Annotated in this window: 14 protein-coding genes; 9 read left to right on the top strand and 5 right to left on the bottom strand. The window is 46.6% G+C overall.

Features of this window, described 5'->3' with window-relative positions:
* Positions 1–118: 118 nt before the first annotated feature.
* Positions 119–11,299, top strand: coding sequence for an amino acid adenylation domain-containing protein (locus tag MKX36_RS10870; RefSeq protein ID WP_340864650.1), 11,181 nt, complete (start codon positions 119–121; stop codon positions 11,297–11,299).
* A gap of 22 nt (positions 11,300–11,321) precedes the next feature.
* On the opposite strand, the gene MKX36_RS10875 is transcribed toward MKX36_RS10870, so the two are convergent.
* Positions 11,322–11,462 (bottom strand): hypothetical protein, encoded by a 141-nt coding sequence (locus MKX36_RS10875; RefSeq protein WP_016818937.1) that lies wholly within the window; start codon positions 11,460–11,462, stop codon positions 11,322–11,324.
* Between the two features lie 102 nt (positions 11,463–11,564).
* On the opposite strand from MKX36_RS10875, the gene MKX36_RS10880 reads away from it, so the two are divergent.
* Together MKX36_RS10880 and MKX36_RS10885 are read left to right on the top strand one after the other, a co-directional pair.
* Positions 11,565–13,466: a serine hydrolase domain-containing protein gene (locus MKX36_RS10880; protein ID WP_340864651.1), complete on the top strand. Its 1,902-nt coding sequence runs from the start codon at positions 11,565–11,567 to the stop codon at positions 13,464–13,466.
* A gap of 102 nt (positions 13,467–13,568) precedes the next feature.
* Complete coding sequence (locus MKX36_RS10885) at positions 13,569–16,604, top strand: chitinase N-terminal domain-containing protein (protein WP_340864652.1); 3,036 nt, start codon at positions 13,569–13,571, stop codon at positions 16,602–16,604.
* A 231-nt stretch (positions 16,605–16,835) separates the two neighbouring features.
* Here the strand turns inward: MKX36_RS10885 and MKX36_RS10890 are convergent, their stop codons facing one another.
* Positions 16,836–17,183 carry a hypothetical protein gene (locus MKX36_RS10890; protein WP_016818941.1) on the bottom strand — a complete coding sequence of 116 codons (348 nt, stop codon included), beginning with the start codon at positions 17,181–17,183 and terminating at the stop codon, positions 16,836–16,838.
* A 370-nt stretch (positions 17,184–17,553) separates the two neighbouring features.
* Here MKX36_RS10890 and greA point away from each other — a divergent pair, with 370 nt between their 5' ends.
* Complete coding sequence (gene greA / locus MKX36_RS10895; protein WP_016818942.1) at positions 17,554–18,033, top strand: transcription elongation factor GreA; 480 nt, start codon at positions 17,554–17,556, stop codon at positions 18,031–18,033.
* A gap of 130 nt (positions 18,034–18,163) precedes the next feature.
* Here the strand turns inward: greA and MKX36_RS10900 are convergent, their stop codons facing one another.
* A complete protein-coding gene (locus tag MKX36_RS10900) occupies positions 18,164–18,703 on the bottom strand; it encodes a transcription repressor NadR (protein ID WP_016818943.1) in 540 nt (179 codons plus the stop codon).
* The gene (locus MKX36_RS10905; RefSeq protein WP_107735017.1) at positions 18,700–19,854 is read right to left on the bottom strand and encodes an IscS subfamily cysteine desulfurase; all 1,155 of its coding nucleotides are present in this window, start codon (positions 19,852–19,854) and stop codon (positions 18,700–18,702) included. The genes MKX36_RS10900 and MKX36_RS10905 overlap by 4 nt, the downstream gene beginning before the upstream one ends.
* A gap of 167 nt (positions 19,855–20,021) precedes the next feature.
* Between MKX36_RS10905 and nadA the strand changes: the two genes are divergently transcribed.
* The 5 genes from nadA to MKX36_RS10930 all read left to right on the top strand — a co-directional run bounded on the left by nadA (position 20,022) and on the right by MKX36_RS10930 (position 24,116).
* Positions 20,022–21,128, top strand: coding sequence for a quinolinate synthase NadA (nadA, locus tag MKX36_RS10910; protein WP_025364776.1), 1,107 nt, complete (start codon positions 20,022–20,024; stop codon positions 21,126–21,128).
* Between the two features lie 112 nt (positions 21,129–21,240).
* On the top strand, positions 21,241–21,570 hold the full coding sequence (locus tag MKX36_RS10915) for a hypothetical protein (RefSeq protein WP_225164879.1): 330 nt from the start codon (positions 21,241–21,243) through the stop codon (positions 21,568–21,570).
* Positions 21,536–22,369: a membrane protein insertase YidC gene (yidC, locus tag MKX36_RS10920; protein ID WP_016818947.1), complete on the top strand. Its 834-nt coding sequence runs from the start codon at positions 21,536–21,538 to the stop codon at positions 22,367–22,369. The genes MKX36_RS10915 and yidC overlap by 35 nt, the downstream gene beginning before the upstream one ends.
* Before the next feature lie 190 nt (positions 22,370–22,559).
* Positions 22,560–23,306 carry a GNAT family N-acetyltransferase gene (locus MKX36_RS10925; RefSeq protein ID WP_340864653.1) on the top strand — a complete coding sequence of 249 codons (747 nt, stop codon included), beginning with the start codon at positions 22,560–22,562 and terminating at the stop codon, positions 23,304–23,306.
* A 138-nt stretch (positions 23,307–23,444) separates the two neighbouring features.
* Positions 23,445–24,116 carry a phosphatase PAP2 family protein gene (locus tag MKX36_RS10930; protein ID WP_016818950.1) on the top strand — a complete coding sequence of 224 codons (672 nt, stop codon included), beginning with the start codon at positions 23,445–23,447 and terminating at the stop codon, positions 24,114–24,116.
* A gap of 38 nt (positions 24,117–24,154) precedes the next feature.
* Here MKX36_RS10930 and MKX36_RS10935 read toward each other — a convergent pair whose 3' ends face one another.
* Positions 24,155–24,805 (bottom strand): undecaprenyl-diphosphatase, encoded by a 651-nt coding sequence (locus tag MKX36_RS10935; RefSeq protein WP_340864654.1) that lies wholly within the window; start codon positions 24,803–24,805, stop codon positions 24,155–24,157.
* Positions 24,806–24,840 lie beyond the last annotated feature (35 nt).

The raw sequence follows: 24,840 nt of genomic DNA on the forward strand, positions 1-24,840 counted from the left end.
GGCGGCTTGTCCGACTGCCCTTGCCTGCAAAGTATTAATTTTCCGACACATTGCTCAATTACGTAACAAAGCACCATTCCAACAGGGGTACAGACCCCATGAAGCAGGAGGGATGTCATTGAAAGCCTTATTTGAGAAGGAAAAAAACTACTGGAGTCATAAGCTGGAATCTGAGGATCATATCACTTGCTTGCCATACACCAATCATGTGTCCAAGGATACAGCTGCAACGAGTTCTAATTTTCTTACGTACACGCTCACATTTCCATCTGAAATTTCCCAAAGAATATTATCTATAACAGGTGGAGCTCCATGGGCCGTGTTTATGGTTCTGCTGGCTGGAGTTGAGAGCTTATTGCATAAATACACAGGTGAGGAAAGTGTGCTGCTGGGCATTCCAGTAGCCAAGTCTGGCAACAGTACTGCAAAGCCGATTAACCATCTGATTTTACTGAAAAACACGCTGAATTCCTCGACAACCTTCAAAACCTTGCTGTCCCAAATCAAAACTTCTGTCAGCGAAGCAATTGAACACCAAAATATTCCTTTTTGGAACTATACCGAGGGGCTTGAAATTCCACGTAACGAGAACGATAAGCCTCTTATTCACACCACTGCATCCCTGCAAAATATCCACACTTCTTATTTTATGAATCATGTGCAATCTGAACTGGATTTTCAATTTCAATGGGAAAATGCAGTGGTTTCCCTGAATGTGACATACAGTAGCGACCGTTATGACCAGATGACGATTGAACACTTTGTTGAGCAACTAATACGGCTGTACACCGTTGTTTTGCATCAGCCTGAGCTGGAGATTTACACAGCACAAGTGCTGTCAGAGCAAGAAGTGGAGCAACTGGTTCATACCTTCAACGATACAGTTGTGGATTATCCAAGTCATGCGTCCATTCATGAATTGTTCGAGATGCAGGCGAAGCAGGTACCACACCAGGTGGCAGTAGTATCCGGACAAGATAGCCTGACCTATGGAGAATTAAATGAAAAGGCTAACCGACTGGCTCATTCTTTACGTAAGCAGGGAATTCACACCGAGCAGACAGTCGGCATTATAGCTGAACGATCGATAGAGATGATCGTAGGTATGCTCGCGATTCTTAAAGCGGGCGGGGTGTATGTTCCGATTGACTCCGAATACCCGGACGAGCGCGTGCGCTATTTGCTGGAGGATTCCGGTGCCGAAATACTACTTGTGCAGAAAATAGAACATCGGCCCACTGATTTTAAGGGAATGGTGCTTGACCTGAGTGATGCCGCGATTTATGGAACGGATGATGCAGATCGTTACGATCCAATCTTGCCGAATGATCATGGAACAAATACGGATATGGCTGATATGGCATACGTGGACTGCCTAAATCCGTTTTACTCTATTTCCGCCAGTTCCGAACTTGCTTCTACTACAACCATCCCAACAGAAGCTACGCAATCAGAACATGCTAAACTAATACATCCGGTTTACGCAGCTGATCGTTTAGCTTACATTATGTACACTTCTGGTACAACAGGCCAGCCCAAAGGCGTTATGGTGGAGCATCGCAATGTCGTGCGTTTGGTGAAAAATACAAACTATGCACACTTGGATGCGGACACGCGCATTTTGCAGACCGGGTCTGTTGTCTTTGACGCGTCTACCTTCGAAATTTGGGGGGCGCTATTGAACGGTGGACAGCTGGTACTGGTGAGCCAGGATGTCATTTTGGACGCACCTAGACTTAAGGCAGCTGTCCGTAATCATGGCATTACCACGATGTGGCTGACCGCGCCGCTCTTTAATCAGCTTTCCCAGCAGGATTTGGAACTGTTCGAGGGAATACAGGAGTTGCTGGTCGGTGGCGATGTGCTGTCCGTACCGCATATTAACCGGGTACTGAAGGCTCATCCGAACCTGCGGATCATTAACGGCTATGGTCCTACAGAAAATACGACCTTTTCTACTACGCATGCCATTACCGGCGTCCAATCAGAAGCCGTGCCCATTGGCAGCCCGATCCATAACTCAACGGCATATGTCGTGGACCGTTCGATGCAGCTTCAGCCGATTGGAGCGTGGGGAGAACTGCTCGTTGGCGGTGACGGGGTGGCTCGTGGATACTGCAACCGCCCGGACCTGACAAGCGAAAAGTTCATCAACAGTCCGTTTCGTAACGGCGAACGCTGCTATCGAACAGGGGACCTGGTGCGGTGGAATGCGGACGGGACGCTGGAATACAAAGGGCGGATCGACGCACAAGTGAAAATCCGGGGCTATCGGATTGAATTGGGCGAGGTGGAAGCGCAGCTGTTGAAGCTGGAGGCAGTCCGAGAAGCAGTTGTGATTGCACGGGAGGATGAGCAGGGGCAAAAGCAGCTCTGCGCTTATGTGGTAACCCATGCGGATGTACAGTTAAGTGAGCTTCGCAGTGCTTTGAACCGAGAGCTACCAAGTTATATGGTGCCGTCGTATTTTGTACAGCTGGAACAATTACCCTTGACACCTAATGGCAAGGTGGATCGCCGGGCGTTGCCGCGACCCGAGGGAGGCATAAGCTCAGGCGCAGAATATGTACCTCCTCAAAATCAATTACAAGCACAACTGGTCAGCATCTGGAAAGAAGTGCTTGAAATTGAACGTATTGGCATTAAGGATAACTTTTTTGAAGCAGGAGGACATTCCCTGCGGGCGACACATGTCATATCACTCATCCATAAGCAATTGCATAAAAATGTGCAGCTAAAGGATCTATTCCAGCACCCAACCATCGAACAGTTTGCGCAGGTTATTGAAGCACTGGAGCAAACCACCTATGAATCCATCCCTGTTTCGGAGAATAAGCCATTTTATGCGGTATCTTCGGCCCAAAAACGGATGTATATTCTCAATCAGCTTGATGGAGCGGGAATTAGCTATAACATACCCGGAGCCCTGACACTGATCGGTTCACTTGATCATAAGGCACTGGATAATGCGTTCCGTCAGCTTATTGACCGCCATGAAACATTGCGAACGAGCTTTGAGACCATGAATGGTGAACCTGTCCAGCGAGTACATAACGAGGTTTCTTTTCGCGTGGAGTTGATTCATGCCCCCGGAGCTGACCAGAGGGAGACAGATGAGCTGGTGCATGGCTTTGTCCAGCCATTCAATCTTGAGCAGGCTCCGCTGTTCCGGGCTGGTCTGATTGAAATTAGTCCAGAGCATCATATTTTGCTGTTGGATATGCATCACATCATTTCTGACGGCACCTCTATAAATGTATTGATTCAGGACTTCATCCACTTATATGCAGGGGATACGCTTCCGTCGCTGCGTATTCAGTATAAGGACTACGCTGCTTGGCAGCGGGAGCAGCAACAAAGTGAACGCTATCAAGAACAGGAAGACTACTGGCTCAATACCTTCGCAGGAGAGCTGCCTGTGCTGGATATTCCGACTGATTATCCACGTCCGGCGGTGAGAAGCTTTGAAGGGGATGTACTGGAATTTACGCTCGATCAACGGCAAAGCGAAGGATTAAAAAGCATTGCGATGCAGACCGAATCGACTTTATATATGGTGCTGTTGGCTGCCTATACGACTTTGCTTAGCCAATACAGCGGGCAGGAGGATATCATTGTCGGTTCACCAATCGCGGGACGGCCTCATGCTGATCTTGGCAATCTGATCGGTATGTTCGTCAATACACTGGCAATCCGTAATTATCCGGAAGGCGGGAAAACATTCCGCGATTATGTGCTGGAGGTCAAGGATAACGCGTTAAAGGCTTTTGAACATCAGGATTATCCGTTCGAAGAGCTGGTAGAAAAGCTGGGTGTGGATCGAGATTTAAGCCGCAATCCGTTATTTGATACCATGTTTGCTCTACAAAACCTGGAACAAACAGAGCAGCAGCTGGCAGAGCTGCAATTAGCACCTTATCCAAGTGAACAAACGACGGCTAAATTTGATCTAAGTCTGTTCGCGCAGGAGGATGGGGAACAAATTGCCTGCGGTTTTCAATACGGAACCCGTTTGTACAAACGCGAAACCATCGAACGACTGGCTGTACATTTACAGCAGCTAATCAATGTGGTTATCGAACAGCCGGAGATCGCTCTTGCGGCTATAGAAATGGTTTCGACTCAAGAAAAAGAGCAGCTGGTGAAGCAATTCAGCACTACAGCAGCAGACTCTCCGTATCCACGGGATCAATTAATGCATGTGCTGTTCGAGGAACAGGTTGCACAGTCGCCAGATCGACTAGCGATCACCTTTGCGGACACACAGCTCACTTATCGCGAGCTGAATGAGCGTTCCGATCGTTTGGCATGCATCCTTACTTCCCATGGGATACGGCACGGGTCCGGAACTCAGATACAGCGAGTAGGGATAGTGGCTGAGCGTTCCATTGAAATGGTCGTGGGCATGCTGGCTATTTTGAAGGCAGGGGGGGCTTACGTTCCTATTGATCCCGAGTATCCGGAAGAGCGCATCCGATATTTACTAGAGGATTCCGGTGCCGAGCTGTTACTGTCACAGCGACGTGAGCAGGTTTCTTTTGAACCAGGTATTCCAGTCATCGATTTGAGCGATGCGCAACTATGGAGCAGCGAATTTGAAGGCTACACTCATACCCATGGATCAGATGCCATTTCAAATGGGGGATCTGCCTTAGATCTTTCGCATGTCATATACACCTCTGGTACGACAGGCAAGCCGAAAGGCGTTATGGTCAATCACCGTAATGTCGTACGATTGGTGAGGAGCACTAGCTACGCCACGCTTGACGAAAATACGCGTATGCTGCAAATGGGTGCAGTTGTATTCGATGCCTCCACATTTGAAATCTGGGGAACGCTGCTGAACGGTGGCCAATTATATGTAGTAAATCATGACACTATTTTGGATGCTGCCAAGTTCAAACAGGCGATGAATAAGTATCGGATTAACACCATGTTCATGACCACGGCTTTATTTAATCAGCATTCACAGCAAGACATTGAAGTGTTTGCATCCCTGAAGGAATTGCTCGTGGGTGGTGATGTGATGTCCGTACCACACGCTAACCGCGTGCTGAAGGAGTACCCGCACCTTCGATTGAGTAATGTTTATGGGCCGACGGAGAACACAACCTTTTCCACCACCTATGAAATTATGGAACCGCAAACTCAAGGTGTTCCCATTGGCCGTCCGATTAATCATTCCACCGTTTATGTGGTCAATCGTTCGTTAAAATTGCAGCCTGTGGGGGCATGGGGCGAACTACTTCTCGGTGGCGATGGCGTGGCACTCGGGTATCTGAATCGGCCTGAGCTTACGGCAGAAAAGTTTATTGAAAGTCCATTCCGGCCTGGAGAATATTGCTATCGTACAGGGGATTTGGTGCGTTGGCGTGCTGATGGCGTACTGGAGTACAAGGGAAGAATGGATGAGCAGGTCAAAATTCGCGGCTACCGCATCGAACTGGGTGAAGTTGAAACCCGTTTGTCCACGATTGCAGGTGTGAAGGAATCGGTTGTGATAGTACGGCAGGACGATCACGGGCAAAAGCAGCTGTGTGCCTATTTTGTAACAGACAGCGAACTAAGCGCTAGTGACTTACGTAACGCTCTATCACAGGATCTGCCGAGCTATATGGTGCCTTCTTACTTTGTACGTCTTTCCAGACTGCCTTTGACGCTAAATGGCAAAGTAGACCGCAGGGCACTACCTCTGCCTGAGCATAATCTCGATACAGGCATGGATTATGTGGCACCTGAAACGGATGTTCAACAAGCACTGGCTGCGGCTTGGGGCGCCATCCTAGGTATTCAGAAGGTTGGGATACAGGATAACTTCTTCCATTTGGGTGGCGACTCCATCAAGGCCATTCAAGTATCGTCTCGCTTGTTTCAGGCTGGATACAAGCTGGAAATGAAAGACTTGTTTAAATACCCGACAATTGCGGATCTAAGTACTTATATTCAGCCAGTTAACCGAGTAGCCGAGCAGGGCGAGGTTACCGGAAATGTTGTGCTTACACCGATTCAGCGCTGGTTCTTTGAACAGCCAACAGGTGAACCACACTATTTCAACCAATCGGTCATGCTCTATCGGCAGGAAGGCTATGACGAACAGGCACTTCGGCAGGCGCTCCATCAGATTACAACGCATCATGATGCATTGCGTATGATTTTTCGGTCGTCGGAGAACGGATATACAGCATGGAACCGAGGTGTAGATGAAGGCGAACCGTACCATTTGGAGTGCTTTGACTATAGGAACAGTGATGCTATTGAAGGGAACTTGGCGAAGATAATTGAAGCCAAATGCAATGAAATTCAATCTGGTATTTCTCTAAGCGAAGGGCCGTTGATGAGGCTCGGCCTGTTCCGTTGCCCGGATGGGGATCATCTGCTGGTCGCAATTCATCATTTGGTGGTAGATGGAGTGTCCTGGCGCATCTTATTTGAGGACTTGGCGACAGCTTATGAGCAAGCCTCCAAGGGTGAGCAGGTGATTCAGTTACCTCACAAGACGGATTCGTTCCAAACGTGGGCCGAAAAGCTGCACGCCTATGCCAACAGTCCGGCCATGGAACGTGAGCGGGCGTATTGGGAGGAGCTTGCACAAGCGGAACTGGCTCCTTTGCCGCAGGATTACGGACATAACGAGCACGATAAGCCATTGATTGGCGATAGTGAGTCGGTTACTGCTTTATGGACAAATGCAGAGACAGAGCAACTGCTCAAGCAGGCCAATCGTGCCTACCGTACAGAAATTAATGACCTGTTGCTGACTGCGGTAGGAATGGCGTTACAGGCATGGAGCGGAAATGATCGTTTCCTGATAAATCTAGAGGGACATGGACGTGAACCCATTTTATCAGAGGTGGATATTACCCGGACGATAGGGTGGTTTACAAGCCAATATCCTGTTTTACTCGATATGCCAGAAGAGACTGCTCTTTCACAGCGAATCAAACATGTGAAGGAAGGACTGCGCAGTATCCCGCAAAAAGGGATCGGCTACGGCGCACTGAAATATTTATTCGACAGTCAGACACAGGCATCGGAGGGACCTTCAGCCATATTTACGACAGCTCCTGAAATTAGTTTTAACTATTTGGGACAGTTCGATCAGGATATGAAAGGAAACGACTTGCAGTCATCCCCATATGAGGGGGGGATGCCACTTAGCCCGACAATGGCTCGGACATATACACTGGATTTTGGCGGCATCATTTCGGGAGGTCAGTTGGGGCTGACAATTAGCTATAGCCGTACCAGCTACCGACCAGAGACGATTGAGCGATTGGCGGGATTACTGGAATCGAGCTTGCGCGAAATTTTGACACATTGCACCCATAAAGAACACCCAGAGCTGACCCCAAGTGATATTTCCTATAAAGGAATGAGTGTGGAGGGCTTGGACAGCCTGTTATCTGAAATGGGCGCTGCGGGTGAGATCGACAATGTATATGCACTAACCCCGATGCAGAAAGGGATGTTGTTTCACAGCCAACTTGATAGTCAAGCAGCCGCGAATGACGCGTATTTTGAGCAGGTTTCTTATGATATGCGGGGTCGGATAGACATCGGGAATTTTGCAGAAAGTCTGAATATGCTGGTTCGGCGACATGAGGTGCTACGTACACATTTTTATTTCGGCCGGGATACGGAGCCGTTGCAGGTGGTCTACCGAAATCGGGATTGTGGCTTCTATTATGAAGATTTACGCGAGTTGGATAGCGATACAAGGGGCATTTGGCTGAAGAACTTCAAGTTGGAAGATAAAGCAAGGGGATTTGATCTGCGTCGGGATGTCCTGATGCGTATAGCGATTTTGCGCACCGGGGAAGACAGTTACCATATTGTGTGGAGCTTCCATCATATCGTCATGGACGGCTGGTGTCTGTCCCTAATAAATAAAGAAGTGTTTGAGAGCTATGCAGCACTTCAGGAGGGCAGAGTGCCAGAGCTGGCACCGGCAGTGCCGTACAGCCGCTTTATTGAATGGCTGGAAGCACAGGATCGCAAGGCGGCAACTGATTACTGGAGCAGCTATTTATCCGGGTATGAGCAGCAAACAGCACTACCAGCTGTAAAATCCGGCCGCAAGAGTGGAGGCTATACAGCTAGTGATTGGGTGACGGTTTTGGAGCGTGAGCTTACCCTCCGGGTGGAGGAGACGGCTAAGCGATATCAGGTAACCATGAATACGTTATTACAAACCGTATGGGGAATTGTGCTGCAAAAATATAACAACCACCGTGATGTCGTATTTGGTAGTGTCGTCTCAGGCCGCCCATCGGATATTATCGGAGTCGAGGGTATTATCGGCTTGTTCATTAATACCATTCCCGTTCGCATCCTTAGTGAGGCAGGGGAATCTTTTGCAGAAGTTATGAAGAAAACGCAGGAACAGGCGCTGGCTTCTCATGCGTATGATACGTACCCACTGTTTGAAATTCAGGCATTGACTGACCAGAAACAGGATTTAATTAACCATATTATGGTGTTTGAAAATTATCCGGTGGATGAGCAGGTCGAGGAGGTGGAAATTGATGGGCAGGAACTTTCCCCGATTTCCAACGTGGTAGCTCTTGAGCAGACCAACTATGATCTGAATGTAGTTGTAATGCCGGGAGAATGCGTGAAGATTCGTTTTATGTATAATGCGTTAAATTATGATCAAACAGACATTGAGCGTCTGCATGGACATTTTGTGAACCTGTTGGAGCAAACTTTGCTTAACCCAAATGTTCGCGTAGAAGAGCTGGAACTGGTTACAGCGGCGGAAAAACAGCAAATTACTGGAGAGTTTAATGACACTTCCTCTGCATATCCAGACAATCAGACGATTCATAAACTGTTTGAGGAGCAGGCAGAACGCACACCAGATCATATTGCCGTAGCTTTGGATCATCAAACATTGACCTATCGAGAGCTCAATGAGACAGCCAATCGATTAGCGCGTATACTGCGGGATGCAGGGGTCAAACCTGATGAACCTGTTGGCATTTTGACGGAGCGCTCGTTGGATATGATTACAGGAACACTTGCCATTTTGAAGGCTGGAGGCGCGTATGTGCCGATAGATTCTCAATATCCAGAGGATCGTATCCGTTATATGCTAGAGGACTCGGGAGCCAAGCTACTGTTGGCTCAGCAGGATTTATTGGATCGGTGCTATTTTGACGGACAGATTGTCAATCTGAATGATGATAAGTCGTACAGTGCAGATGCTTCCAATCCGGGTATAGATGGAGCGAGTAATCATGCCGCTTATGTCATTTATACCTCAGGCTCAACAGGTAAGCCTAAGGGTGTCGTAGTTGAGCACCGAAGTGTTGTGCGTCTCGTCCGCAATACGGATTATGTCCCATTTGATGAATCAACCCGAATGCTGCAGACATGTGCGTTTGTATTTGATGTATCTACATTTGAAATTTGGGGTGCACTGCTGAACGGCGGTCAGCTTGTTCTCTTGCATAAGGATGATCTTTTGGACGCAGCCAAGATGAAAGAGACGATACAGGATCATCACGTCAACATGATGTGGCTGACCACACCGTTATTTAATCAGCTTTCGCAGCAGGATAGTAAACTTTTTGGTGATGTGAAGTATTTGTTGGTTGGTGGTGATGTTTTGTCTGCACCCCATATTAACCGGGTCCTGCGCGATAATCCGCATATGAACATCATTAATGGCTATGGACCAACGGAAAATACAACCTTTTCGACGACATATCACATTACGGAAGAACAGCTGGATTCTGTGCCAATCGGACGTCCTATTTGCAATTCGACGGCGTATGTTGTGGACTCATCATTTAACTTGCAACCGGTCGGAGCCTGGGGTGAGCTGGTTGTTGGTGGAGACGGAGTTGCGCGTGGTTATTTGAATCGTCCTGAACTGACGGCTGAGAGATTTCTTGCTAATCCGTGGGTGGACGGAGATCGCCTGTACTGTACTGGGGACCTTGTTCGCTGGCGTGAAGACGGCATACTGGAATACGCTGGACGGATTGATCAACAGGTTAAAATTCGCGGTTACCGGATTGAGCTAGGCGAGGTGGAGACGAGACTGGCAAGTGTACCTTCTGTACGGGATAGCGTTGTTATCGCTTTGCGGGATGGAGCAGGTCAGCAGCAATTATGTGCTTACTTCACTGCCGATGAACAGCTGACCATACGTGAGCTTCGAACTGTGATGTCGGCCAGTCTGCCGAGCTATATGATTCCGTCCGCTTTTGTACAGCTGGATCAGTTTCCGCTGACGACTAACGGCAAAATTGACCGTAAAGCTTTACCTGTGCCGGACAAAGCATTGCACACGGGGATAGAATATGTCGCACCACGAACCGATGTGGAGCAGTTGCTGGCAGCTATTTGGCAGGAGGTGCTTGAAATCCCGCAAGTGGGAATCCACGATGACTTTTTCACGTTGGGTGGACATTCCTTGAAAGTACTGGAGCTTATACGCAAAGTTCGTCTTGCTACAGATATTGAGCTGCCCATCCGTAGTGTTCTGGAGTTCCCGACCATAGAAGAGCAGGCGCTCACATTATTGAAAGCCGATCTGGACTACAAGGTCGATAGTCCAATCATTCGGTTGAATGAACACGGTCCGGTTTCCATCTTCTGCTTTCCTCCTATGCTTGGATACGGACTGTCGTTCGCAGAGCTTGCAAAACAACTGGACCAAGATGCAGTTGTGTATGGATTAGAGTTCGTAGATGATGTTACGGATGAGCAGGCAATGTTGGCACGATATGTTGATTTAATCATCAGCACGCAGGCGCAAGGTCCGTATGTGCTGCTTGGTTATTCTATAGGTGGGAATCTGGCGCATAAGGTTGCCGGCACACTGGAGCGCCAAGGTCATACTGTATCCGATATTTTAATGCTCGATTCGGTCAAAAGGGCAGAAGCTCTGCCTTTCACAGATGAAGAAACAGAGCAGGAAATTCATGCCATGCTGGAACAGGTTCCCGAATCCTATCGTGAGCTGTTGAATGAAACGTACCAGCGTAAAATGATCGCTTATGCGGTGTATGGCAACCAGCTTGTGAACACAGAAAATGTTCAGGCGAATATTCATGGCTTTGTTGCCGCTGGATCGGAAACGGTGAAGGGCACAGGAGATAATAAACTTTTATGGAAAGATGCTACACAAGGAAGCTATGAAGAGCATAGCTTGATTGGTAATCATTATGAACTGCTGGAACCCGGATTTATCGAAGAAAATGTAAAATGTATCCGTGCCACAATACACAAGATAACCCGGAACATGGGCAAAGACGTGACACAAGGATTGGCCCATCATAATTCTTGAAAACTTACAGTCGATGATTTAACTAACTGGAATTACTAATTTTATCTGTAATGTATGAATCCTGATCGAACAGGTAAGAAGCCTTCTGCTTACGCGATTCGATCAGGATTCGCTTTATCATGCGCACTCCCGCGAGGGAAGTGCGATGATTCCATAGCGCCATGCTGATGGCTCCCATACGGAGTGTAAATATCTGCTCCGCTATGCAATCACCGCACGGTTTAAATCATGAAATCAACTTCATAGGTAAGGAGGGTACTTCAATATGAAGAATAGAGGTATTGGCTACCTATCCGCATTCTTAACAACGTTGTTTCTTTGGAATTTGCTCATTGCTTCGGCATGGGCAGCAGACAGTATAACACCTAATTCAGTGGAAAAAGCAGTGGACGATATCATGAGTACAGAATTGGAAAAATTGCATATTCCGGGCGCTGCCGTCGTTGTGACCCAGGAAGACCAAATTCTTTTTAGTAAAGGATATGGATATGCAGACCTGGAGCGGAAAATGGTATTCGACCCGGCAAAGACCATTGTTCGTGTTGGCTCGCTAACCAAATCATTTAGTGCAAGTGCCACAATGCAACTGGTCGAGCAAAACAAGCTTGATTTGAATGAAGACGTGAACAGCTATCTCCACAGCTATAAAGCTTCGCAATACCAAAATCATCCTTTTAATCTGCATCAGCTTCTGACACATACTGCGGGATTAGATGAAGCGATATACGACATTAACAGCTCAACTCGCGCAGGCGTTTTACCTACAGAGCAGTATCTCAGCACGTATTTTCAAAATCAGCCACCTATCCGCAAACCTGGAATTCAGTATGAATACAGTAATGTCGCCTTCGGCCTGATCGGTAATATCGTGGAGCAAGTAACCGGTCAGGGACTGAATGATTACTTTCGTACACATCTATTCCAGCCGATGAATATGCCCAGCGCGACACTGGAGTTGCCATTAAATCATCCAGAATTGGCGCAATCGTATCAGTGGAAGCATGGAGCTTATGTGAAACAACCCTTATCGTATATCAATCTGCCGGGAGCAGGAGCGTTGAACGTCACACCCAACGAATTTTCCCACTATCTGATCACTCATTTAAACCAAGGAGAGTATGAGGGCAAAGCGGTACTCCAGCCACAAACGGTAAAAGTGATGCATGCACAGCAATTTGCAGCGGATGCCCGTCTGGATGGCTTGGGCTACGGATTTTTCCGTGGTCAACTGAAGACGGGAGTACCCATGTTGTGGGCTACTGGAGAAATTGATGATTTTATTTCCGAAATGGTACTGATTCCATCCCAAAAGATCGGTATTTTTGTGACCATCAATTCAGCTGACACAGACACCCTGCTTCATGGAAAAGTCATCAATACGATAGCTCAAATGCTGCCCGTAAAGCCACAGGCCGCTTCTCAGTCACTGGCTCGTTCTGTCACGCAAGTGAAGCTTTCGCCAGAGATCGAGGGCGTATATCAGGTGGATACTACTCCTGTTCATGGGTGGGGAAAATGGATTCGGATACTGGGAAGCATTAAATACACCGTTCATATTCAAGATGATCATACGCTAATTGTTAAAGGAAAATACCCGGATCAGAATGAAGCAACAGACAAAGTTTTTCAAGCAGCAGGTGATGGGCTGTTTGTGGAAAAGGGGGGCCAGCTTAAAATTTTGCTGTATCAGGAAAAGGGTACGTGGATGATGATTGCCCCGGATAGTAAGACCATGAAGCAGACGACACTTTGGCACCGTACCTGGACGCTACTCGTCAGCTATGCAGCCGCATCCTTATTTTTCGTCACAACCCTACTGATATGGATCATAAGATATGTGATCAGAGCTATCCGCAAAACGAATAATCACATTTCGTCCAACCTGGCATACATCGCGTTACTAAATACGATTTTTCTCGGGGTACAGGTCGTCTATGGTAACAATCAGATGGTGTATGGCTATTCCGCCTGGTATATCTGGGGAATTTGTACGCTGCCGCTCATTTCAGCACTCATTGCCGTGTGGGTATTGATCGTGAATGGCACCAAGCTGATTACAGGGGAAAAAAGAACCCGGGCTGCCGGGAAAATTGTATTTGCGATACTCACTTTGCTGCATACAGCCTACCTTTTTTATTGGAATTTCCTCCCTTTTCATTATTCCTAAAGATTTACAAAACAACGCATGTCCACACATAAATGAATGCTAACATTTATATTTAGTGCCCCTCTTGAGAGGGGCCTTAAACCAATTAACAGGAGGAATAGAATGGGAATCTTTCGTCGTTTTACATCCCGCAGCTTCAAATACGCAACAGCTATGGTTTTCACTTTATCGTTGTACGCTGGTGTTGTGGGCGGCATGCAACCGGCACGCGCAGAAGGTCCGGCAGACCCGGCCCCTTTCATTGCAGCCAAAGTGGTCAACGAAAACGCTGGTAAAAAAGTGTTGTTCGATAATACACATGGACAGACAGCCGGCGCAGCAGATTGGGTGATTGATGGTGGATTTTCAGATTTTGGCCAAGCCCTTGCAAACAATGGCTACGATGTTCATGAACTTCGCCAATCTACACCTATTACTTATAATGATTTAAAGAATTATGATGTATTTGTGACAGCGGAGCCCAATATTCCTTTTAAACAAAGCGAACAGGCCGCAATGGAACAGTATGTTAAAGCAGGCAATAGCATTTTTTTCATTGGTGATCATTATAACGCCGACCGCAACAAGAATCGCTGGGACGGATCGGAAAGTATCAATGGGTACCGTCGTGGTGCATGGGAAGACCCTGCAAAGGGAATGAGTGAGGAAGAAAAAAGCTCGGCAGCGATGCAGGGCGTGGTTAGCTCAGATTGGCTGGGTAACCAGTTTGGTATACGCTTTCGCTACAATGCATTAGGCGATATCACGGCTAATCAGATTGTTGAACCTGCCCAGGCGTTCGGCATTACAGCAGGAGTGAGTAATGTGGCAATGCACGCAGGATCAACATTGGCGATTATTGACCCGACCAAAGCCAAGGGGATCGTATATCTGCCTAAAACCAATCAGGCTTGGGGGAATGCAGTAGATCAGGGCGTTTATAACGGAGGTGGTATAGCGGAAGGACCTTATGCAGCTGTAGCAAAAGTAGGTCTAGGCAAAGCTGCTTTCATTGGGGATTCATCTCCTGTTGAAGATGCAACGCCGAAATATCTGCGTGAAGAGACAGGAACCAAGAAGACAACGTATGATGGTTTTAAGGAGCAGGATGACGCTGTGTTACTGGTCAATATCGTCGATTGGTTGTCCAAGAAGGAGGAGTATACCAGCCTGTCGGGTGTAAAAAACTTACAGCTAGATCAGCCGACGGCATTGCTGTCTTTTGAAGCTCCTCAGGCTTCTACGGAACCGCAAGCCGAGCCTTGGTCTGCTCCTGCAGCCGGCTACAAATGGTGGGATCAGCGAACGTTCAAGGCCGGCTCCTATGGCGGACCTACAGCCAGTGCGCAGCCTGTGTACAGCATCGTTCGGCAGGAGCAACTGCCGAATGCACAGCCTTTTCAAATTCGCATAGTTGCCGACCAACTGGCTCCCAATAGTACGATTAGCGGATTCAGCGCAGGTATTTATGTAGCGGGCGGCAACCAAGTAGCCCAGATTCAAAATCCAGATGGAAGCTGGCCGACCTCTTACGGTTATAGCGGAACATTTAGTCTGGAATCCGACAGCAAGGGGCATGCCTATAGGGACCTGACGGTGCGGATCAAGCCGGGTACCAGTGGTGCAGCTAATCTTAGGCTGAGACAAAACGGCAGCAACCTGCTGACCCAATCCGTCGTGCTGGCAGATGTCCCAGCCCAGCCGTTGCCTGAGGATGGCAATACAATTCCGGCTCGAATCAGTGTCGCAGAAGCACGGAATCTTTCGGCTGGCAAAGTTGTGACCTTAGAGGGTGTTGTGACGACAGAACCAGGGGCTTTTGGCGGTCAAGCCTTTTACATGCAGGATGAAAGTGGCGGCATTTATGTATATCAAAACCAAAGCGGCTTTCACCAAGGTGATCGAGTAAAGATTACAGCAAGTTTGGCACTGTACAATGGTGAAGTCGAGTTGACTGATGCAGTGGCTATTGAAAAAACGGGAGAAGGACAACTTCCGCAAGCTGTGCAAGTCACCGAGCTCAGCGATGCGAATCAAGGACAGCTGGTTGAGCTTCCTACTGCCATTATTCGTAATATAATAGATGCAACTCCTGTAGGTTCGTTTGAATTTGATGCAGTAGCGGGTGAGGTTAGCCATCATGTGCGAGTTGATGCACGTACAGGCTTAACACGGACATCTTTTCCGTATCAAGAAGGACAGCAAGTGAAGCTGAAGGGAATTTCGGCGGTTTTCAAAGGAAATTATCAGTTAAAGCCGCGCGGGCTAGATGATTTTTCAGCTCAGACAGGCGCAGCTTTGCAGGAAGTAGAGCTTTCACTGGATCAAACAACATTTAACGTTGGGGATACAGCAGCCACACATCTCAAGGGTACGCTCACAGATGGCAGCCAAGCTGATTTAAGTAATGCCTCTGTTCAGTATATCAGCAGCCATGAATCCGTTGCACTGGATACGTATGGAGAGCTTCGGGCCCTAAAAGAGGGGAGCGCCGAGATTACAGCGAGCGTCACCTTGGACGGTAAAACGGTCGTATCCAATCCAGTAACCGTTAGAGTCGAGAAAAACACTGTAGGTGAAGTGCCGGGTAAACCGGTGCTGTCTCATGATAACGGTCAGGACACCGGACTGAAGGATGGAGACTACAACATCACCATGAATCTGTGGTGGGGCACGAATGGTGATGAACTCAAGTTGTATGAAAATGACAAGCTGATTGCAACCCAATCGTTGCAAGCGGCTTCCCCTGAAGCACAGCATGCAGTCATTTCTGTTACAGGCAAGAGCAATGGAACCTACACGTATACTGCTGAGCTGATCAACGCTTCCGGTAAAACGGTCAGCGACCCGTTAACTGTCGAAGTGATCGATGCTACTCCTGGCATACCGGTGTTGTCTCATAACAATTGGGATGGTGACGGTAACTATACCCTGACAATGAACATGTGGTGGGGTACGAATGCAACCCAATACAACCTGTATGAAAATGGAGAGCTGATCGACACGCAGGATCTGTCGAGCCAAAGTCCGCAGGCCCAAAGTGCTGTGACCAACATCCAAAATCAAAAGCCGGGTACATATGAGTATCGGGCCGAGTTAGTCAATGCTGCAGGAGAGGTTTCCAGTCAAACCATAAGTGTAGAAGTGAAGGAACGTTAATTCGAAATAATGAGCCGTTAAAAAGGAAGAGCATCTATTGACCTCGCGAGAGTCTATAGATGCTCTTTTTTGCGGGAATTAGCATTTTAGGATTGGGTTGGCGAAGCGGAAAGTCCCTCTATATCTGAGGAGCCATAGAAGATCATGGCAACTAGAATCACAATAATGATAAACTCTGCAAAAGATTCTCCATCAAACTCACTCACCACAACTATCTCCTTTCGCCACCTGTTAATTATTTATTTTCTGCGAAAAGGCTTGTATCACCTGATCCAACGTCATATTGCCGTTATCATTTAAAAATTTCACCATATTATCGACATTAGTAGGGGCAGATGCTAATGTTTTGTATTTTCCTGTGAGACCTAAAAATAATGTTGCTTGTCTGTATAAAGTCACGGAATCGACGTTTAGTTTTCCTGTTAGTAGGAGGGCTGCGACTAGGACCTCTACATTTTTTCCTTGAAGTGCTGAAAAGATAGCCGAATTACTGTTTAATCCATTTTTCTTTTGACCGTTAGGGGGGGATTTGGATTTGCGATTCCCGTTCCCATTGCCATTCTTTCCTAAGGAAGCCATTGAATCCTTCCTCCCGCCATACACTGCTCCTGCCTGATTTGCATGAAATTGGGGACAAGGGCAGTGGCACTGCACGTGCTCATTAAAATACGTTATGATCATACGATATGCGAACAAGAAAGCTTTGGTTACCATATGGATCACAGTGGTCGAAGGTAGCTGATTGCTATTTCCTGAATTTCTTTTCGCATGTTGGTCCAATTTAGAGTAAACTACAATAAAGCAAGCTAAATGAGCATTTTGCATCAATTCCAGGAGCTTTATCCAATTAGCATTAGATGGACCCTAACGGTTTAGCTCGTATATATTGTACCTTCGAGTATTGAACTTGAATTATGCAAAGTGCTGAAATAGGAGTTGAAATAAGACCATGTCGAATGAAGAAGTATTGTTAACTAAAGAGGGATTAGCCAAGCTGGAGGAAGAGCTCAAGGAACTGAAGACAGTAAAACGCAAGGAGCTAGCCGAACGCCTCAAGTTGGCCATCAGCTATGGAGATCTGAAGGAAAATAGTGAATATCACTCAGCCAAGGACGATCAGGCGTTTATGGAAACACGAATCATGGTCTTGGAAAAAATGTTGACCAAAGCTCGGATAGTGGATGAAAGTAATCTGGATCTTAAAACGGTCAGTATCGGTTCTACTGTTATTCTGAATGACATCGAATTCTCGGAGAAGGTGGAATACAAAGTTGTAAGTCCTGCGGAGGCAGATGTTCTGGACAACAAAATTTCCTATGAGAGTCCTTTAGGTAAGGCACTTTTGGGGAAAGAAGTGGGCAGTATCATTCATGTCGATGCACCTATGGCTGTAATCAAATATGAGTTACTAGAAATTAAGCTCGCTTAGTCCATTCCCGATTCCCTTTATAAGGGGGCCGGGATTTTTCATTTCTTGCTATTTACATACCATCCCTGCGGAGTGCATTTGCACTCCACAAACTGGAAAGGATTTTTATTGCTTTGCTATCGTATTAAGATTAATCTGTCATTAGGAAGCCGGCTTGCTCCAATGCAGCACAGGCATCATTAATTTTATCTTCATCCGACGCATGCAAGGTATGCAGGTGGATGCCTCCGGTCAGCTGGGACAAATAAGTGGCTTGGGTGGAGCTGATCTTACGTATAAAATCGTCCACTTCTTTGCGAGTTCCGACCCGTATTGGAGCAGTCAGATCTCCATATACTGGATGTTCAACTATAACATCCTGCACACTGACACCGTAGTCTACAATTAGCTTTAATTCTTCTTCTGTTTGTTCAGGTCGGTGATTACACACAATAATACGAGAGGCTAAGGGAGCGGCTTGAGCCGCAGGTTCCATATAAATGTATCCTTGACTCGTTGCAAGTATAGGCTCTTGGCTTGCTTTTAACAGGGAAATATCTTGTACAATTACTTGTCTGGAAACGGAGGACCTGCGTGCCAGCTCGCTCCCGGTCAGCGGTGACTCGCTTTTGAGCCACAATAGCAGCTGTTCGCGGCGATCCGTACCTGACCGTTTTAAAGATTCAGTCAACGGGATAAGCTCCTTTCTTGTCGATGCGTCAGGTCTGTCAAAATATCTACCAGTACATTCAATTCCTCGATGGTGGTTGTCCTGCCGAAAGAAATACGGATAAATTGTAAGGCTTCACGTTCAGATGCTCCAAGTGCCTGTAAGGCAGGTGAAGGATCGTGATGTCCGGCGGCACATGCGCTTCCGGTAGATATACAGACACCGCTGCGATTACATTCCAGCATAACATATTGTCCCTCGTAACCGTGAAAAAAACATCCTACAATATGATGAAGCACTGCTTTTTTTTCGCTTTCCTCTACCACCCAACGTAATGGAATGGATCTTTCCTGAATTTTCGTAATAAAGTATCTTCGCAGGGTAGCATATCGCTCCTGATGCATCTCCATCTGTTCCGTCATCATTTCTGCCGCTGCGACAAAGGCTGCAATCCCAGGAACATTAACTGTACCAGGACGAAATCCGTTTTCATGCAGTGTATCAGGATACACCGGACGCCATGGGGTTCCGGGTTTAAGATATGCAGCACCGACACCTTTGGGGCCATATACTTTATGGCTTGATATAGAGAGTGCATCCACTCCCATGGCTTCTACATCTATGTGAACATTCCCAAATGTTTGTACCGCATCACTGTGCAACATAATACCACGTTCGTGGAGCAGGGGAGACAAGGCAGCAAGATCCTGAATCAGCCCTGTCTCTGAATTGGCGTGTTGTATTGATACAAGCCCGGTGTTGTCTCTAAGATGGGGTACAAGAACTTCACGGGTTATTCGTCCTTCCTGATCCGGTTGTATAATAGTTAGCTCATAGCCCTGATGTTCTAGCAAAGTAGCAAGATTGTACATCGAGTGATGTTCCAAAGCGCTCATAATCCAATGCTTTTTGTCTGGCGGCAGCCCGTTCAGGATTGATTGCACGACCACCATATTGGATTCTGTGCCCCCTGATGTAAAATAGATGCCTTCCTTTTGCCCGCCAATCATTTTTGCCATTCGTTGCCTGCTGTAATCTAGTGTGTAGGCTGCTTGACCGCCCGCATCATGGAGGCTGCTGGCATTTCCGAACATTTCCTTATTCATTACGCTATATATATGCAAAGCTTCGTCACACATGGGTGTGGAAGCGGCATAGTCCAGGTAAATCACAGCAAATCCTCCCCGCTTAAAAATAATTCCATTCCAAAAACTCTTGAGATTATTGTAGGCATGTGTAAATATAGGTGTCAAGACACATGTAAATATGTTTTGTACACATAGCGGTTATCTATTCGTGAGCGAGGGACAGTCAGCCGCAACGATATGGAGGGAATCTAATGTCTATGCTAGACGTTTTACAAGGAAATCGTGGACTTATGCCAGAGCATTATAAAACACTGACGGTTGCTGACATGGAGCAACGCGTAGCCGAGCTGAAACAAAAATGGGGCTCAAAGCTGCTCATTCCGGGCCATCACTATCAGAAAGACGAGGTTATCCAATTTGCTGATATAACAGGAGATTCTCTACAGCTTGCTCAAATGGCGGCACAAAATCAGGAAGCGGAGTTTATTGTGTTTTGCGGGGTCCATTTTATGGCGGAGACAGCGGATATGCTGACTACCGACCGGCAAACCGTTGTTCTGCCGGATATGCGCGCAGGCTGCTCAATGGCAGATATGGCAAACATGGAGCAGACGGAACGAGCGTGGAAGCATTTGCAGGAGTTGGTTGGTGATACGATCATTCCGTTAACATATGTAAATTCCACAGCAGAGATTAAAGCCTTTGTAGGACGGCATGGCGGGGCTACCGTGACTTCTTCGAATGCCAAGCAGGTGCTAGACTGGGCACTGAAACAAAAGGAACGTATTTTATTTTTGCCGGATCAACATTTGGGACGCAATACAGCCCATGATCTTGGAATCCCGCTGGATGAAATGGCTGTATGGAATCCTATGACCGATCAGTTGGAGACTGAACGAAACCCGGCAACCGTAAAAATCGTTTTATGGAAAGGGCATTGTTCAGTTCATGAAAAATTTACGGTAGATCATATTCGCAACGTCCGTGAACGCGATAAAAATATCCGAGTCATCGTTCATCCCGAATGCTCTTATGAGGTTGTACAACTCGCAGATTGTGCTGGCTCCACCAAATTCATCATCGATACGATCCGTGCGGCAGAGCCGGGAACCCGTTGGGCCGTTGGCACAGAGATGAATCTCGTGCAACGAATTAGACAACAGCACCCTGAACAGCAGATTGAATCGCTCAATCCCGATATGTGTCCTTGTCTGACCATGAACCGGATCGATCTTCCGCATTTGCTGTGGGCAATGGAACAGATTGATCGGAGAGAGCCTGTAGGCGTAATTCGTGTGGATGCTCAGATCAGACAGGACGCTGTACAGGCACTGAATCGTATGCTTGCTATACGTTAAGTTTTACCGTTACGTAGAGCGTACTTTCTTGTGTAATCCGATCTCTATCTCTATTTAAAGATTAGTCGATTGTCCGGTTTCGTGCTATAATTGTAGCAACATACCGAAGGAGGTGAATCCCTTGTTTGAGCTTCAGGACTTACTCCCCTATTTGCTTACGATCGGATTGCTGTGCACTGTGACTTATACGTATCTTGCTCATTTGCACGGCAGCGTAGCTGAATGCTGGGTCGAAGGCGGCCCCGTTCGCTCGCATGCTTCTCCGCTGATGCCGATGTCTGCCCGCGGACAGGACATGCCTGTCCGGCTAGCACGTCACATTCGGCGGAAGGAAGCGCCAGATGAAGATGCTTCCGATTGTTCCCCCTTGTTGAAAAATGGCACAGCCAATCAACGAGGAGGAACATATGAAGCGATTCAAGGGATTCACTTTTTGGGGTAAACAAGAACGGATATTGGGTTTAATCGTAGCGCTGGCGGTGGTCATGCTGCTGTCTGGTTGTGGTGCGAATGCTGCGGAGATTAATGCACAGACACCTGGTTTTTTTAATCATTACGTGGTATTCCCACTTTCTTGGCTCATTCAGCATTTGGCGGAATGGTTCGGTGGAAGTTTTGGGCTGGCGATCATGACTTTGACATTCATTGTCCGTCTGGCCTTATTGCCGCTAATGATGCGTCAAACGCGTGCCCAGCAGGGTATGAAGCGCAAGATGAGCGCTATGCAGCCCGACTTGGACCGAATTAAAAAGAAGTATGAGAATAAAAAAGATACCACCAGCCAGCAGAGTATGCAGCAGGAAATGATGGCGCTGTACAAGGAGCATCAATTCAATCCGCTCAATATCGGTTGTCTGCCTATTCTCATTCAGCTCCCGATTTTAAGCGGTATGTATACTGCCATCCGACTCACGCCGGAGTTGGCGTCACATTCATTCTTATGGTTCCGGCTCGGACAGCCGGACTGGATTCTGGCAATTGTCGTCGCAGTTGTATACTTGGCACAGGCTAAGCTTTCTCAGCAACAGATGACGGCTGACCAGCGCAAGCAATTTGCTATTATGGGTTATCTTTCACCGATTATGATGGCGGTCTTTTCCTTCAACGCTCCTGCGGCCATGCCTTTATATTGGACCGTAAGCGGCACCTTTTTGCTGCTTCAATCGCTGTGGTTCCGCAAACGCTATCCAATTGAAGAAGCAGAGAATAAGATTAAACTTGGTGAAGTCACGCCAACCTAATAAGAAGATGCTATTTGTTTGACATAGAATTGTGTTAGCAGTGTCTCACATGCAATGACAGATGCCATTCGAGCCAATAAGGCTTGAGTGGTGTCTTTTTTTGTGCTGTTTTTTTCACTATATTTCGCTTGCGGTTTTGTAATCATTATGAAATCCTTATATCAATATTCATAAAGTTAGGAGAGACTAAATGGAAAATTCAACAACAACCATTGAATGGTATGAAAATCAAATAAGGGAAGACGGCTGTTTTTGCATGAGAAGCATGCAAAAAGCACCGGGATATGTACAAAAAATGAATTGGACAGAAAAAGAATTCACTCAAAATTTGACTTACATACAATTGAGAAAAGACAATAAACCAGCAGGATTTATAGAGTATGCATCGGGTGAACAAGCATGGAGAGCTGTTCATGCGGATGGATATCTAGTAATTCATTGTATCTGGATTGCTGTAACCGGCTTGGGATTAGGCTCACAGCTTATTCAACGCTGCATTCAAGATGCTATTACGTTGGGGAAGAAGGGAGTGGCAGTCGTTACAAATATAGATACCTCCTGGGCGCCAGGTCCCGAAATTTTTCTGAAAAACGGATTTCGGCATGTGGAGGATGCTCCATATTCTTTTCAGTTGTATGTTTATAAGTTGAATCAAGAGCATTCAGATCCTTATTTCCCTAATAATTGGGTTCAACGTCTGGATCATTTTAGTGAAGGCTTAACCATTTTACGAACTCATCAATGCCCTTATCTGGAAATAGCCACGCACAATGCGATTGAAGCAGCTGAGACTGTGGGGATACAACCAGAGATTATTGATATACGAGATCGTTCACTACTCATGGAACTGTCTCCGACACCGTACGGCGTATTTCACGTGATCTGTAATGGGGAATTGATTTCATATCACAGGATGACTCCTCGTTCTTTTGCCTAAAAGCTAACCATGCTTTATTCTAAAAGCTAATCTTTTTATGAAATGATACAAGAAAAGTGGGTAAAGTAAATACATGGACGATGTGAATGCTGCATTTTGTTTGATCACGGGATGAATTTCATGGAGGACCTCTAAAAAATGAAGCAAATATATACAAAGCTACCGATTTCCGTGGCTCTACTTACATGTATAGTATGTGCCCTTGGTTTTGGCTTAATCGCATTATGGGTTAGCGACCAGCAAGTACGGCATTTTGACCACAAGATCATTACGGCTATTGGACAACTGGAATCGCCTTTCATGACACGTCTTATGAAATGTTTCACTATTATCGGCAGCGGGCTTCCAGTGGTAATCATCATTTTAATTGCCATGTTCGTGCTCTATAGTGTATTGGGACACCGACGAGAATTGCTTTTTTTAGCGGTTGCTGTGCTGGGATCAGTGCTGTTGAATACGGTACTAAAAATGCTATTTCGGCGTGCGAGGCCTGAAATCAACCGTATTATCGAAGCGAATGGATATAGCTTTCCAAGCGGACATTCCATGACCGCTTTCAGTATGTATGCGGCGCTGACGTTTTTATTGTGGAAGCACGTTCCTTCCAGGATAGGTCGTATCCTTCTTGTTGTGCTCAGTAGCCTACTAATTGTAACGATCGGGACAAGCCGCATTTATTTGGGTGTTCATTATCCGAGTGACGTTGTGGGTGGCTATTTCATGAGTGGTTGCTGGATGGCAGCTTGCATTTGGTTCTACCAGCGGTATGAAGAACGAATGCTACCACTTCGTACCAAATCGACTGCATAATGAGTGCATAAATCATGAGGTTAAAAAAAGCAGACGCATTAGCGTCTGCTTTTTATTTGCACAGAGGAAGTAGATTGGGTCATCTTTGTTCTCGTCTGTTCTACAGGCTTTATTCCTAGCTTCTGCTCCCATTTTTCATAAAAAATAATAGCTGCTTGGATAAAGATGCCTGGAAGCTTCCGACTGCGAATGAATTTGTGAACACCAACTGCGCAACCTGCCCCAATGAGCGCCCCTGCCAAAATATCTGAAGGATAATGTACTCCGGTCCATACGCGGGATATCGCAATAAGCACAGCCAAGACAATCCAGAGGACACGATATTTTTGATGATGAAGCCATAGAATTGCTGCCAGAGCAAAAGCTCCAAGTGCATGGTTACTCGGAAATGAAGCATTGGGATCATGATGAATCAGCTGAATGACAGAGTGTCCGACAAAAGGCCGATCTCTGTAAAACAAATGTCCAAGACACCAGCTAATTGTAAAACCGATACAAACCGTTATAACGGCTTCTAAAACCATCATCCGATGCGGCATTTTAAAGGTGAACCAGTATAGCAGTAAAGCCACTCCAAATAAATACGGTGCATATTGCGCCAAGAAACGCATGGTTCCATTCAAAAAGGCGAGGTGATTAGCCAATTCATTGATCCAGTGAAACAAAGCAAAGTCTAAATTAATTAACATGAATAAATTACTCCTTAACCTCAAAAAATTAAATT

It is taken from the genome of Paenibacillus sp. FSL W8-0439, assembly GCF_038008995.1.
GTDB classification, from domain to species: domain Bacteria; phylum Bacillota; class Bacilli; order Paenibacillales; family Paenibacillaceae; genus Paenibacillus; species Paenibacillus polymyxa.

Bases quoted from the DNA above. Each gene is read 5' to 3' on its own strand.
- MKX36_RS10875 (WP_016818937.1), bottom strand. From the start codon at position 11,462: ATGGCGCTATGGAATCATCGCACTTCCCTCGCGGGAGTGCGCATGATA.
- MKX36_RS10880 (WP_340864651.1), top strand. From the start codon at position 11,565: ATGAAGAATAGAGGTATTGGCTACCTATCCGCATTCTTAACAACGTTG.
- MKX36_RS10885 (WP_340864652.1), top strand. From the start codon at position 13,569: ATGGGAATCTTTCGTCGTTTTACATCCCGCAGCTTCAAATACGCAACA.
- MKX36_RS10890 (WP_016818941.1), bottom strand. From the start codon at position 17,183: ATGGCTTCCTTAGGAAAGAATGGCAATGGGAACGGGAATCGCAAATCC.
- greA (WP_016818942.1), top strand. From the start codon at position 17,554: ATGTCGAATGAAGAAGTATTGTTAACTAAAGAGGGATTAGCCAAGCTG.
- nadA (WP_025364776.1), top strand. From the start codon at position 20,022: ATGTCTATGCTAGACGTTTTACAAGGAAATCGTGGACTTATGCCAGAG.
- yidC (WP_016818947.1), top strand. From the start codon at position 21,536: ATGAAGCGATTCAAGGGATTCACTTTTTGGGGTAAACAAGAACGGATA.
- MKX36_RS10925 (WP_340864653.1), top strand. From the start codon at position 22,560: ATGGAAAATTCAACAACAACCATTGAATGGTATGAAAATCAAATAAGG.
- MKX36_RS10930 (WP_016818950.1), top strand. From the start codon at position 23,445: ATGAAGCAAATATATACAAAGCTACCGATTTCCGTGGCTCTACTTACA.
- MKX36_RS10935 (WP_340864654.1), bottom strand. From the start codon at position 24,805: ATGTTAATTAATTTAGACTTTGCTTTGTTTCACTGGATCAATGAATTG.